The 13,728-nt window shown below is 35.7% G+C and carries 15 protein-coding genes and 1 pseudogene; 4 read left to right on the top strand and 12 right to left on the bottom strand.

What is annotated here, in order from left to right:
* Window positions 1-183, bottom strand: a pseudogene (locus KI356_RS10520) (YppG family protein); the annotation flags it as partial.
* Between the two features lie 177 nt (window positions 184-360).
* Between KI356_RS10520 and KI356_RS10525 the strand changes: the two are divergent.
* The gene (locus KI356_RS10525; protein WP_002117758.1) at window positions 361-552 is read left to right on the top strand and encodes a YppF family protein; all 192 of its coding nucleotides are present in this window, start codon (window positions 361-363) and stop codon (window positions 550-552) included.
* A gap of 120 nt (window positions 553-672) precedes the next feature.
* On the opposite strand, the gene KI356_RS10530 is transcribed toward KI356_RS10525, so the two are convergent.
* Together KI356_RS10530 and KI356_RS10535 are read right to left on the bottom strand one after the other, a co-directional pair.
* Window positions 673-1,017, bottom strand: coding sequence for a YppE family protein (locus tag KI356_RS10530; RefSeq protein WP_128281608.1), 345 nt, complete (start codon window positions 1,015-1,017; stop codon window positions 673-675).
* Between the two features lie 15 nt (window positions 1,018-1,032).
* The gene (locus KI356_RS10535; protein ID WP_002117753.1) at window positions 1,033-1,275 is read right to left on the bottom strand and encodes a hypothetical protein; all 243 of its coding nucleotides are present in this window, start codon (window positions 1,273-1,275) and stop codon (window positions 1,033-1,035) included.
* Window positions 1,276-1,393: 118 nt separating this feature from the next.
* On the opposite strand from KI356_RS10535, the gene KI356_RS28465 reads away from it, so the two are divergent.
* Window positions 1,394-1,540: a phage portal protein gene (locus tag KI356_RS28465; RefSeq protein WP_306475192.1), complete on the top strand. Its 147-nt coding sequence runs from the start codon at window positions 1,394-1,396 to the stop codon at window positions 1,538-1,540.
* Between the two features lie 190 nt (window positions 1,541-1,730).
* On the opposite strand, the gene KI356_RS10540 is transcribed toward KI356_RS28465, so the two are convergent.
* The gene (locus KI356_RS10540; RefSeq protein ID WP_212935390.1) at window positions 1,731-2,756 is read right to left on the bottom strand and encodes a DUF2515 domain-containing protein; all 1,026 of its coding nucleotides are present in this window, start codon (window positions 2,754-2,756) and stop codon (window positions 1,731-1,733) included.
* Between the two features lie 104 nt (window positions 2,757-2,860).
* Here KI356_RS10540 and recU point away from each other — a divergent pair, with 104 nt between their 5' ends.
* Both recU and KI356_RS10550 read left to right on the top strand, forming a co-directional pair.
* A complete protein-coding gene (gene recU, locus KI356_RS10545) occupies window positions 2,861-3,463 on the top strand; it encodes a Holliday junction resolvase RecU (protein ID WP_002117747.1) in 603 nt (200 codons plus the stop codon).
* A 66-nt stretch (window positions 3,464-3,529) separates the two neighbouring features.
* Entirely contained in the window at window positions 3,530-6,217 is a 2,688-nt protein-coding gene (locus tag KI356_RS10550) for a PBP1A family penicillin-binding protein (protein WP_212935391.1), read from the top strand.
* A gap of 26 nt (window positions 6,218-6,243) precedes the next feature.
* Here KI356_RS10550 and KI356_RS10555 read toward each other — a convergent pair whose 3' ends face one another.
* The 8 genes from KI356_RS10555 to panD form a co-directional block, all read right to left on the bottom strand.
* Window positions 6,244-6,762 (bottom strand): YpoC family protein, encoded by a 519-nt coding sequence (locus tag KI356_RS10555; protein ID WP_128281611.1) that lies wholly within the window; start codon window positions 6,760-6,762, stop codon window positions 6,244-6,246.
* A 3-nt stretch (window positions 6,763-6,765) separates the two neighbouring features.
* Window positions 6,766-7,413, bottom strand: a complete 648-nt coding sequence (gene nth, locus KI356_RS10560) for an endonuclease III (protein WP_128281612.1) — start codon at window positions 7,411-7,413, stop codon at window positions 6,766-6,768.
* 15 nt (window positions 7,414-7,428) lie between these two features.
* Window positions 7,429-8,136 (bottom strand): DNA replication protein DnaD, encoded by a 708-nt coding sequence (gene dnaD / locus KI356_RS10565; protein ID WP_002117737.1) that lies wholly within the window; start codon window positions 8,134-8,136, stop codon window positions 7,429-7,431.
* Window positions 8,137-8,257: 121 nt separating this feature from the next.
* Complete coding sequence (aspB, locus tag KI356_RS10570) at window positions 8,258-9,445, bottom strand: aspartate transaminase AspB (protein WP_128281613.1); 1,188 nt, start codon at window positions 9,443-9,445, stop codon at window positions 8,258-8,260.
* A gap of 18 nt (window positions 9,446-9,463) precedes the next feature.
* Window positions 9,464-9,967 (bottom strand): cell wall elongation regulator TseB-like domain-containing protein, encoded by a 504-nt coding sequence (locus KI356_RS10575; RefSeq protein ID WP_212935392.1) that lies wholly within the window; start codon window positions 9,965-9,967, stop codon window positions 9,464-9,466.
* Window positions 9,968-9,974: 7 nt separating this feature from the next.
* Window positions 9,975-10,145, bottom strand: coding sequence for a YpmA family protein (locus KI356_RS10580; protein ID WP_000358351.1), 171 nt, complete (start codon window positions 10,143-10,145; stop codon window positions 9,975-9,977).
* Between the two features lie 252 nt (window positions 10,146-10,397).
* The gene (gene dinG / locus KI356_RS10585) at window positions 10,398-13,202 is read right to left on the bottom strand and encodes an ATP-dependent DNA helicase DinG (RefSeq protein ID WP_212935393.1); all 2,805 of its coding nucleotides are present in this window, start codon (window positions 13,200-13,202) and stop codon (window positions 10,398-10,400) included.
* Between the two features lie 130 nt (window positions 13,203-13,332).
* The gene (gene panD, locus KI356_RS10590) at window positions 13,333-13,716 is read right to left on the bottom strand and encodes an aspartate 1-decarboxylase (protein ID WP_000490176.1); all 384 of its coding nucleotides are present in this window, start codon (window positions 13,714-13,716) and stop codon (window positions 13,333-13,335) included.
* Between the last annotated feature and the right edge of the window lie 12 nt (window positions 13,717-13,728).

The raw sequence follows: 13,728 nt of genomic DNA on the forward strand, positions 1-13,728 counted from the left end.
ATTCATATGCGCTTGCTGCTGATTCCCAAACGACACTTCAAATGGTTGATAATAATTTTGGTTTCCATAATGAGGCTCGAAAGGATACATATTATATCGTAAATATGTATCCTCATTATATTGGTACATATTTTGCTGTGCATATGGATTTGCTTGCTGGTATATATTAGGTTGTTGAAACATGCATTCTCTCCTCCTTCGCATAAGTTTCTACATATAGAATATGTACCTATAAAATAAAATGTGTGAAGGAGTATCTGTCTGTTTTTGTCGGAAGTTTAAATTTTTAAAAAAATTAGAAAGTAAACCCTTCCATGCTATGATAATAAGGAAGAAGATTCTCATTGGGGAGGAATCAACATGGTATTAGGGGATTTAAAACAAGCGTTTTCTCAAAAAAAGGGGTATGACACAGAAAATTCGAATGAACTGTTAGACTTTGCAAGGCATTGTTATCTTGAAGGAAAAATATGCATATCAGATTACCGAACATTAATACGTGAATTAGAAATAAACGGTGCAACAAAACCTACAACAGTGACAGAAGCATAAAGTGAAACTTTAATCAGTGGGGGTTTTGTTCATCTCCCACCTAACTTCTTTGCTTCAGCCGAGTTTCGAGGTGGAAATCTTACTGCCCGGGATAAAAAAACAAGAGGGTTTTCCCTCTTGTTACTTACATTGATCTACGATATTTTGCAAAGTATACGAAATAGCTTGATGAGTTTCAAAGAAACGTTTACCTTTTCCCTTATTAACAAAACATTGTAGCACATTAGTTTGTAAATTATCATACACTTGATCAATTTGTTGTACATGTATATACTTAGGTCGTTCTTCCTTTATCCACCTATAAGCTAATTCTTTCCACATCTCTAACTCCGCATCTACAATATCAACAAATGGCTTCATATCCTTATAAAAATCATATTCAACCATTTCTCTTTTTTTCATATTCGCTTCATCATTATACTGCATTAACTTCTCCGAGGACTGGATTAATGCTTCATATCCCATTTTGTTCCCACCTTATTATGCACTCACTACGACGTTTTGAAATGTCTTTACCCAGCTCCCTTTTTCTTCGTGATGCACTAATTTATTTTCCATATGCTCGATATGCATTTCTGTTATTTCTATCTTATTGCATATTTTTTCACCTTTATCCTTCAATGCATGATTCATTCTAATCCCAATATTCATTTCCAGCAAATCGAGAGAACTTAACATTTGATCCATTTTTTTCATAACATCTTCCTTCTGAACCATCGCCATTTTTAAAACGCCCCCTTCTTTGCCTTTCCTTTGTCATGTAATTTCGCCGATTGATTGATTACTCCTTCTCACATGACAAAACTAGTTGATATTCGTCAAAGAAATCATTTAGTATGCCATTTTTAGAAATGGTAACAATACAAAAAGGAGGTGTATTACGATGGCAAAAAATAAAAACGAAAAAAAGAAAAAGCAAAACAAACAACAAAACAAACCTGAGACTGGTAATCCAAAGCTTGATGGTCCAAATTTCCCCGCTACATAAAGTGAAACTTTAATCAAAGTGTCATTTACAAACAGCTATTTTCTAGTCTAACCTTACCTCTTCGCTTTCTATAAGTGTTGAAGTTAAAGTCGTACTGCCGATCAATAGCGGATTAGAAAGTAATTTGTTGTAGAGCATATTACTTTTAATAAAGAAGCCCGCCTTCATTTAGGAAAGCGGGACTTCTTTATTATATCATGAACTCATCTATTCTTTTAACAAAACTACTTAATATAGAAAGAGTATGTATTTGCTCCCTCTTCTTTCTATACCATTCTGTTATATTAATTTCCCCCTTAGGTTTTTTAAGTAAAAATAAAGAATCTATTTCCAACCCTTCACTAAACCAATCTTTTTCAATTAATTTTTCATGAGTGACAATAGAATACACATCCCTAAGAGCCGGCGTACCTGATTTTCTAATCCCCCTTATATTGCATTCATAATCCATCCTTGACCCTGTATGTCTAGTTTGCACTGCAAATGTATAAAAAGAAGCCTTATACTTTGAATGAAATAATAACCAAGCTAATTGTTTCCCCAGTTCTATACGTTTTTGCAACGTTTCAAATTGATAAACTGAAAATCCATACATTCCCCCTTCCATCGTTGGAAAAATAACTGCACTAACATGAACCATTTCTTGAAATTTGAACAGTGCCGTGTCAAATACATGCTTTTGAAAGTATGCATTCTCAATTACTGGTTTTTGAATTTTATTTTGTTCATTAATAATAAGTGCCGTCATAAGCCTATTTACATCTTTTTTCTCCCAAAACGCGACCCATTCTTTTTCCATAAAAATTGATATGTTGAAAAATTGTAACAAATGAAAGAGCGGTACGCATCTCTTTTTACTTTCCTCATACAGTAATAGTTGAGGAAATGCATCTAAGAAAATGAGCCAATTGGCTTTCTCATACAAAAGAAATAATCGTCTCTTAACTGTTTGAGATAAAAAGTTAGAATAATATTCTCCTTCTAGATCTGTCATGTTCCATCCCCCATTCCTTGAAACCATACTTGCTAAAAAAGACCATCTAATTTCTCTATTTCTCAAATAATATTCTTGGTAAGATTGTGTACGTGAAATATTATCTACGTTAGCTACATCCGTTCTCTCTTTAATATGAAGAACTATAGCTTTTTCCTCTTCTGTACAAAAAATATCATTACGGTTCTGTTTAATTTTTTCGTAATCATCCCATCGAAACATGAGTAAGTCACCATACCTTTCTTGAAAAAGGTCACATCTTTTTTCATTTTTTTGATATAATCACCTTTGTAAGTAATTCTTATCAAGTTGGGAGTGGACAAAACATGACCATTCGTTACCCAAATGGAAAAAGGTACGATCAAGCTTCACAACCTCATAAAACACCAATAAAAAAACATACTTACAGTAATAGAGGTATGTCCCTTGAAGAGGAATTGAATGAAACCAATCAATATTACTTAACCCATAATATTGCATGCGTACATAAAAAACCTACACCTCTTCAAATTGTAAAAGTAGATTACCCCGCTCGAAGTGCTGCAGTGGTAAAAGAAGCGTATTTCAAACAACCTTCTACAACAGATTACAACGGTGTATACAAAGGGAAATACATCGATTTTGAAGCGAAAGAAACTAAAAATAAAACCAGTTTTCCACTTCAAAACTTCCACCTTCATCAAATTGAACATATGAAGCAAGTAGTCGCTCATAATGGAATTGCATTTGTTATTATTAAATTTACACTTTTTGATGAATTTTATTTATTAGATGCAAAACATATTATTGCATTTTGGAATCGTCAAAATACTGGTGGACGTAAATCGATTACAAAACAAGAAATAGAAGAGCATGGGGCTTTATTATCATGCGGTTATCACCCTCGAATTGATTATATCCGCGTACTAGACACGGTTTATTTTTCGTGATAGAGTCATCACTAAGGCTCTTTTTTCGACTTTTGGGGGAGAGAATGAAAGGTAGGAGAAAGTATAATGTCAGATAATTATCGTTCTCGTACAGAACGAAATCATGTAAAAAATCAAACGAAAGAAACTCATAAAGAAGAAAAGCCAAAGAAAAAAGGTTCCTTTTTCAAGAAATTCCTTATAGGTTGTCTACTTCTTGGTATCGTCGGCCTCGTAGCTGGCGTTTCAGCTTTCTTTGTTATGATAAAGGACGCTCCGAAATTAGACAAATCAAAACTTGTCAATCCTTTATCAACAAAATTCCTTGATAAAAACGGGAATTTCTTCTATGAATACGGTGCTGAAAAACGAACCCATGTTACTTACGATCAAATTCCCAAAGTAATTGAAAGTGCATTCCTTGCGACTGAGGATGCTCGCTTCTATGAGCATGATGGAATTGATTTTAGACGTACTGGAATGGCAATTATGGAAAATGTCACTGGTGGCTTTGGCTCACAAGGTGGTAGTACGATTACACAGCAAGTAGTTAAAAACTATTTTCTAACGATGGACAAAACTGCAAAGAGAAAAGTGCAGGAATGGTACTTATCTTATAAGTTAGAGCAACAGTACTCAAAACATGAAATTTTAGAAATGTACTTAAATAAGATTAACTTAGGTAATCGCTCTTATGGTATTTCAACAGCTGCCAAAAAATATTACGGCAAAGATTTAAAAGACATACAACTACACGAAGCTGCAATGCTCGCTGGTTTACCCCAAGGTCCTAACATTTATGATCCAACAAAACCGGATAACGTTGAGCGAGCAACGAAACGTCGTAATATCGTATTAACATTAATGAACCGACACGGGTATATAACGAAACAAGAAATGAATGACGCGATGCAAATTCCTGTAACACAAGGACTTCTTCCATCTTCAGATGTAACTGAAATGAAATATCAAGCCTTTTTAGATGCAGTTGTAAAAGAAGTTGAAAAAGAAATCCCTGATGTAAATATCGGTTCAGACGGTTTAACAATCCAAACAACTCTTGATCTTGATGCTCAAGACTATGCTGATAAAATAATGGACGGGAATCTCATCAAGTATCCAAACGATCAATTCCAAGGATCATTCGTATTTATGGATACTCAGTCTGGAGAAGTTCGAGCAATCGGCGCTGGTCGTAAAGAAAGTAAGTCTACTTTCAAAGGTCATAATATGGCAATCGATTTAAAACGCCAAGTAGGTTCAACAATGAAGCCGATTTTCGACTATGGTCCAGCAATTGAGAACCTACAATGGTCTACGTATCATCAATTAAACGACTCAGAGTATACGTATTCCAACGGTAAAAAAATACGAAATGCAACAAATAGTTATAAAGGTGACGTTTCACTTCGTGAAGCATTGAAAAAATCGTTAAATATTCCAGCTTTAAAAACAGCCCAAGCAGTTGGCCTCAATAAGTCACAAGAATTTGCTCAAGGCTTAGGAATGACATTTAAAGAGGACAAGGTATATGAATCTACTGCAATTGGTAGTAATGACAGCTCTCCATTAGAAGTAGCTGGTGCATATGCAGCATTCGGAAATGACGGTGTTTATAATAAACCTCATTTCGTAAAAGAAGTTATCTTCCCAGATGGGAAAAAGAAAAACTTTAAGCCGAAAGAACAACGTGCGATGCATGACTATACGGCCTACATGATTACTGATGTTCTTCGCGACGTAGTAAAACCTGGCTCTGGCGGTACAGGTCCGACAGCGTATGTTCCAGGAGTAGACGTAGCAGGTAAAACAGGAACACAAAACTTTGATGAATCTGTTATTAAAAAATACGGTATTCCAGCAGATGCCAACAGAGATAGTTGGTTCGCAGGATATACACCACAATATACAATGGCTGTATGGACTGGTTATGAAAAAGATAGCCCAGAAAATTACATTGGAGATCGTTCTACTAGAATTGCTCAGCAAATGTTCCAAACAATGATGAGCAAATTTGCTACGGATAAATCTCGTTTCGAGCGCCCTTCTTCTGTACAAGAATTAAATGGAGAACTGTACATTAAAGGCGCGAAAAAAGATGCAGTTAAAGAAATTAAAGTAGATTCGCCAAGCGGCCTTAATGTCGCTTTCGATGGCGCTAGCACAGTTACACTAAATTGGTCTGGACCATCAGAGGTTGATGCGTATGCTGCAAGCTATAAAGCTACTGACGGTTCTAGTGGTAGCTTATCAGTAAGCGGTACGACAGCTACTCTTGGTGGTATTAAACCAGGTGTTACTTACAGCTTCTCTGTAGTAGCGAAAAAGGGTACTGGAACAAGTCCTGCAGTTGGTGCATCCTTCACTGCGCCTGGCGGAACTCCAGATGCGAAAAAAGCTGAAGAAGAGGCTAAGAAGAAGGCTGACGAAGAAGCTAAGAAAAAAGCTGACGAAGAAGCCCTGAAAAAGGCCAATGAAGATAAACAAAAACAAGAAGAAGCTACGAAAAAAGCTGACGAAGATCAGCGTAAACAACAAGAACAGCAACAACAACAAGAACAACAACGTAAACAGCAAGAAGAAGCTCAAAAGAAAGCTGCTGAAGAAGAGGCTAAGAAGAAGGCTGACGAAGAAGCCAAGAAAAAGGCTGACGAAGAAGCTAAGAAAAAAGCTGAAGAAGAAGCTAGAAAAAAAGCTGAAGAAGAACAGCACCAACAGAATACCGGAGGAGATACACCTCACGCAGACGGAAATGTTGTTACAACAGAGTCTTAATAAACAAAAAAAGAAGTCGGTTTCTCTTAACGAGAAACCGACTTCTTTTTTGTTATCATTTTCTTTACATATAGCTTTTCTATTTCGATATACAACTGTGCTAATTGAATATATGAATGGTAATTACTCGGGTTCTTTATAATAAATAAATATCGCTCCATAAAATTAACAGGTTGTACTTCCAATTTATTCGTATTTACTTGCATATCATTCAAACTATGAACAGGCTGCTCATTTAACCAATATATAACCGATAGAAAGTGCGCTGCAACAAGAATCATCGGACCCTCAGCTTCTTGTTTTTTTCTGTTTCGAAATAGTGTAGCAATTTCTTCATGCTTGCTTTTCCATACATTTAACACCGCTGGAATACTTGTTTCAATTTCATTCCATGGCTCATATTGTCTTTCAATATCAAATATAAAGTAAGTATTTTGTATTATTTCTTCAAAAGATTGGTCTGTGTGATACGTAATCGAATTTGCACTCTCTTTAAAAAATGGTACGCACCGAAATTCTTTCGGTATTTCTATAACTCGCTCCATCCTTTATTTCCCCTTCATTCGTTTCTTTCCTTCACGACATATTTCTAGTAATCGGCACTCTTCACATTGTGGTCGCTGCGCCTTACAGTGATAACGTCCGAAGAAAATCATACGGTGGTGTGTAACTCCCCACTCATCCATTGGAATTTTCTTCATCAATGTCTTTTCCACTTCTAACACAGAATCTTTCCATCTACAAATTGCTAACCGTTTACCCACTCTCTCTACATGCGTATCAACAGCAATCGCTGGAATCCCAAACGCTACCGAAACAACTACATTCGCTGTCTTTCTCCCTACTCCTGGTAATTTCGTCAGCTCGTCACGGTCTTCTGGAACTTTTCCGTTATAATCATCTAGTAACATCCTGCTCAATTTTTGAATGTTTTTCGCCTTATTTCTAAATAACCCAATGGAACGTATATCTTGTTGTAATTCTTCTAAAGACACACTTAAATAATCTTCTGGTGTTTTATATTTTTGGAATAAGTTTTTCGTCACTTTATTCACAAGTGCATCTGTACATTGCGCAGATAATGCCACCGCGATTACAAGTTCAAATGGATTATCATGAATTAATTCACAATGCGCTTCTGGATACATATCCGCCATTGTATCTAAACAATAGCGAATTTGCGTTTTATTCAACATGTCTTTCCTCCTACATTACTGCTCCAACCAATTGTAAAAAGGCACTTTCCCAGTAAATTTTGTTTCTTGTTTTGTTGTTTGTTGCGCTCGTTGTTGATTCGCTCTAAATTTTTGGCCTTGGTTTTGCGCTTGCTCTACCGTTTTAATTCCGTTCTTTTTCCACTCAAATAAAATACGATCAATATACCGGAAATTAAGTTTACCACTCATAACAGCTTCCCTGAGAGCAGCTTGAATTAAATTCGGATGATGTTGATCTTGATCTTCCCACATTCCTAATGTTTCACATTCAAACGGTGAGAGCGGTCTTCCGAATTCTTTTTCAAATACTGTATATAAATTTACTTGAAGTTTCTTTTTTTCTTTCTGTTCTTCCTCTATTGATTCGTCCATTAAAAAATGCAATATTTTTTCCCAAAGTGGTTGTAAAGAATAACTTTCACACATCATCGCTTCTGATCTTTGTCCACCTTCTAGCGCTAAAAAACCTTTTTGGATTAATGTCTGAATCACTTCCATACATTTCATTTCTGTTATCGTCATCCGCTCTGAAATCTCTGAAGGAGTCGGGAACGAATTACCTGATTCTAAAAATGTGTGTACATGAAGTACCACCATAAATTCCGTTTCATTTAAGCCTAACTTTTTATAATGCATCATAAGCAATTTAGGAATTGCTATGCTTCCCTGTTCAAACCATTGTAACATCATTTTCTTTTTCATCACCAAACACCTCGTTCTCTAGTATAACACACCTTCAGTCATTTCTTTTTGCCACAATTCGTCAAAAAAACCTCCCTATATATAGGGAGGTTACTTGCCATTTACTACAAAAGACAGAAGATTAAGCCTGTACTTTGCTTTTCATGAACGTATGAATTCGTTCTAATGCTTTCTCTACTTGCTCAAGAGATGTCGCATACGATAATCGAACATTATTTGGTGCACCAAATCCTGTACCTGGAACAAGAGCTACTTTTTCCTCTTCTAATAATGCTTTTGCCCACTCATCAACTGTATCATATCCCGCTAACGCTACGGCTTCTTTTACATTTGGGAATAAGTAAAAAGCACCTTGTGGTTTGATACAAGTGAAACCAGGAATTTGGATTAATTTATCATAAATAATGTTCAATCTTTCTTCAAACGCTTGACGCATTGTTTCTACAGGTTCTTGTGAGCCTGCATACGCAGCAATTGCACCGTATTGAGCAATTGAAGTAGGGTTTGACGTACTATGACTCGCTAAGTTCGTCATCGCTTTAATAAGCTGCTTATTTCCTGCTGCATATCCAATGCGCCATCCTGTCATCGAATGTGATTTAGATACACCATTAATAATAAGTGTTTGTTCTTTTAATACATTAGAAAGCTGGGCAATTGAAGTATATTCTGCATCACCATAAATTAATTTTTCATAAATTTCATCTGAAACGATTAAGATATTATGTTCTAAACATACTTCTCCAAGCTGTTGTAATTCTTCTTTGCTGTAAATCATTCCTGTTGGATTGCTCGGTGAATTAATAATAACTGCTTTCGTTTTCTCTGTAATTGCCTCACGCAGCTGCTTTGCTGTAATTTTGTACTCATTGTCTTCTAAACCTTCTACATAAACTGGATTACCACCAGCAAGTTTTACTTGTTCAGGATAACTTACCCAATAAGGAGTTGGGATGATAACTTCATCTCCTTCATCAAGTAACACTTGGAATAATGTATATAATGCATGCTTTGCACCGTTACATACAATAATTTCAGACGGATCATACGCAATGCCTTGATCACGAGTAAATTTCTTCACAATTTCTTGTTTTAACGCTTGTAATCCACCCGTTGGTGTATACTTCGTATGTCCTTCTAACATTGCTTTATGCGCAGCATCCATAATATGCTCTGGTGTATTAAAATCAGGTTCTCCTGCTCCTAATCCAATTACATCATGACCTTCCGCTTTTAATGCTTGAGCCTTTGCTGTAATTTCTAAAGTTGCAGATGGTGTTAAAGCAGCTACTCGCTTTGCTAATTTCATTTGTAGTTCCCCCTACATCTATTTTTCAATGCTATATCGTTTTAAAAACTGACCATCTTGAAACGCAAGATTGTAGTAACTATAACGATTGTCATCATCAATATATGTAACTTCCCATAGTGGTATATTGTTTTCAACGCCTAATTTTACTTTTAAAATTTCTTTCGGCTTACTTTTGGGTTCTTTACTTTCATCTCCGACTTGTTCAATCGTTCTTTGTAAAGCATCTTTTTCAGAAATACCTTCGCTCTTTTTCCTTATTATAGTTTCCCCTTTTTTCTCAGGCACCCAAACAATAAGTTGTTCACCTTTTTCATCTGTACCTTGTACGACTGTATATGAAGATTCTCCGTTATAATAATCCACAGATTTCACATTTGTAAGCTTTGCTTTTTCTTTTGCAATTTCTACAGACTTTGACTCTTTTGGAATTTTCTTTTCCATCGCTTTATTATAAACATACGCCCCATATATTCCGCTAGCAACGATAACGATAATGATTGCAAAGATCCACTTTTTCATTGTATCACTACGTTCTGTAAATCGTAAATACAGCTATTTCTTTATCTTTTTCGTCTAATGCTAACCCGAACATGAGGTCCTGCTCTTTTAACGTACGATTCAAGCTATCAACAATTTTATACAAGTCAGATGAATATTTAATACGCGTCGTTGATAGGACTTCGATTTTCTTATCCATGAAAAAACTCCTCCGTTACACAAAAATTTCTAATTATAGAAGAACGCAATGCGGTTACAATAAGAGTACATTCTTTACAACCCCTGCTTCATCACCCATCTATTATAGCAGGACATGTACAGCAAAAAAAGGTTTCAAGTCGAAAAGCAATACATTTTGTATACAAGAAGTAAGAAAAATAAAATTCCTCCTACCCACATTTTTTACGCCTGAAGTTTACATGTACTCCAGGCGTATTTTTTCTTCCAATTTTTATTTATTTGGCCGTTCCTCTAATTGCTCTAACAATTCTTCTAACGGTCCTTCATAGAGCGGGACAGTCGGGATTGATTGTAAAAATCGTTTTCCATAGGAAGAGCTTGTCAAGCGACGATCTAACACAAATACCGTTCCCGTATCTGTATTTGTTCTAATAAGACGACCAAACCCTTGTTTGAAACGTAATATCGCTTGTGGGAGCGCTAACTTAGTGAATACGTCTTCTCCTTGATTTTTTAGCCACTCACCTTTCGCTTCCATCATTGGCTGATGAGGAGGTGTGAATGGGAGACGGACAATAACAAGACAACTCAAAGCATCTCCTGGAATATCTATTCCTTCCCAAAAACTGCTTGTTCCTAACAAAATCGATTTGTCGAACTCCTGAAATTTACGGATTAAGCGACTTCGACTCTTGTTATTCACACTTTGCGTTAATAATAAATATCCCTCTAATGCATCATCATTCTTCAAATGCGTATACGCTTCTTTTAACATTTCATACGAAGTAAATAAAACGAGCATTCTACCTTTTGTAGCTTTCGCTATTTTCGCAATATGTGCCGATACAGACTCAATATATTCCTCATTACTTGCTTGCTTAATAAAAGGAACATCCGTTGAAACCATTAATTTCATTTGTTCTTCAAAACGAAATGGTGATGGAACCTTTAATGTATTGGGCGCAAAATCATGCAAACCTAGCTCCTCTTTTATATAGTCGAATGAATCACTAACTGTTAACGTTGCTGATGTGAAAATAACACTCTTTTTTTCTGTTAAAAATTCATCAGCAAATCTTTCACCAATATGAACAGGCTGCGCATATAAAACTGTTGAATGAATCGTTCCCTTCGTTTCAGTCTCCATCCATGTCACGTATGAATTTTTTTCTAAAATGAGTAATTGTAAAGATTGTACCATCGTTCTCAACAATTCAATTAAGTGCATAAATTCACCTGTAACAACATGCATCTGCCATTCTAATTTACTTTGCAATATATCAACTTGCTTCTCAAGTGTAGTCACTAATTTTCTTATATCGTATACAAAACGATTTGTTAACTCGGTAATGCTATCCCATAACTTCCCTTTCTCTACTTCCGTGTTATATCGATAAATGAGCGGCATATTGCTCATCCCTTGTTCCTGCTTTGTTTGTTTAAATATGAAAGCACGTAACATTTGGAATAGTTCATCCGCATCAAATTTCAATTCCTTCAAACTATGACTCACCATACGGAAAGTCGAACGAGAAGCTTGCTCTGATTTTTTCATCATTTTATATACTTTAGAAAGCACATCATCTGTTTCTAGCGTACCGAGACGGGATAAAGCTAATTGAAAATACATACATGAGAACTGTTCACCGAATGTTCTACTCGCCGCTTCCTCGATATGATGAGCTTCATCAAAAATAATATGTTCACATGAAGCAAACAGTGGTTCTTCACTTGAAAAATCTTGAAATAATAACGCATGATTTGTAATAACAATATCTGCAAACAATGCTTTATTCTTCGCTCGTTGATAAAAACAACGACTAAACCAGTTACTTTGCATTCCGCCCGGACTATATGCATCACTACAAATACGGTTCCAAAGTAACTTTCCGCCCTCAGGAATATTTAATTCATCACGATCGCCGGTTTCCGTTTGCAATAACCACACTAAAATTTTTGCCTTTGTGAGCGCCATATCATAATTTTTCTCTTCCTCTTGCAAAGCATATTCAAATTTATGTAGACAAAGATAATGCTTTCTTCCTTTCAGAAGAGCCACTTCAAATGGAAATGGCATTATTTTCTGTAATAACGGAATTTCTTTTTCTAGTATTTGTTGTTGCAATTGTACAGTTTGTGTACTTATAATGACAGGTTCTTCTTTTTTCTTTGCAAAATAAATACTTGGAAGTAAATATGCAAGCGTCTTCCCCGTACCTGTTCCTGCTTCAATCAGTGAAAACCTAGAATCTCTTAGCGCTGTATATATTTCCTTCATCATAATCTGTTGGCTTTCTCTTTTTTCAAACTTTGGCATATTCAATTCAAGTTTATCCATTGTCTTATGTAAGAAAGCATCAAATTTAGATGAGCATGTTTCACTGAGGCTTAAAGAATAATTCCGTTTTCGAAGCGCAATATTTCGATACACTTCATACTCCTCTGCCCTTTCTTTGCCATGCATCATTTTCTTTAAAATATTTTCAGAAAGTACATCAGCTATATCACTTTGGAAAACATCACTTAATTCATAAAGCGATTGTAACGTGACAAGTGGTAACTTTTCAATTTCATTTAAAAATTGTAAAAACAACTCCGCCGTTGCAAGAGCATCACTATCCGCACGATGTGGTTGATCGTGCTCTAGTTCATGTTGCTTAGCTAAATCACGTAATTTATAACTATCAGCTGTCGGCAAAAGAATTTGCGCCAATTCAACTGTATCGATTTTAGGACAATGTACTTCTGTATATCCAGACTGCCTTAATTCTTCATTTAAAAAATTCCAATCAAAGTGAACGTTATGTGCAACAAAAGCCGCACCTTGTAATAGCTCAACAATCATCGGGGCTACATCTCGAAATAACGGGGCTTGTTTTACAAGATCTTCATCAATCCCAGTTAATTCTGTAATAAATAGGGGAATCTCTCTCTTCGGATTAATAAAAGATGAAAAAATCTCTAATATCTCTCCATCTTCCACTACAACAGCTGCAATTTGGGTGATTTTATCCTTCCCATCCTTCCAGGAGTTCCCTGTCGTCTCTAAATCAACAACGACATAACGCTTACTCATATATGTAACACCTCAATTTCTTACCTATCAAACACAAAAATTATATAATGTTACTATACCACGTTTTACCTCATCTTAATGAAAAGATGCACAAAAAAGCTATCTCCTTAATTAGAGATAGCCATCCTACTTATAATATCGTGCCAGCTTTTTCAGCACCTAACATTTCAATAATTTGATTATCATCGTCTAATACTGCAATTTTCGGCTCTTGTTTATGAATATTTTCCTCTGCCACTAAACCATAGCAAATAATAATAACTTTATCACCCGGTTGTACAAGCCTTGCAGCTGCACCATTTAAACAAACAACTCCACTACCGCGCTCTCCTTTTATAACATATGTCTCTAAGCGAGCCCCATTGTTGTTATTTACAATTTGTACTTTTTCATTTTCTACAATATTTACCGCATCCATTAAATCTTCATCAATTGTAATACTACCTACGTAATTTAAATTTGCTTCTGTTACAGTTGCGCGATGTAACTTTGCTCTCATCATTGTGCGAAACATAGATGCTCCCCC

The sequence above is a fragment of the Bacillus hominis genome (assembly GCF_018332515.1).
In the GTDB taxonomy this organism is placed as follows: Bacteria; Bacillota; Bacilli; order Bacillales; family Bacillaceae_G; genus Bacillus_A; species Bacillus_A hominis.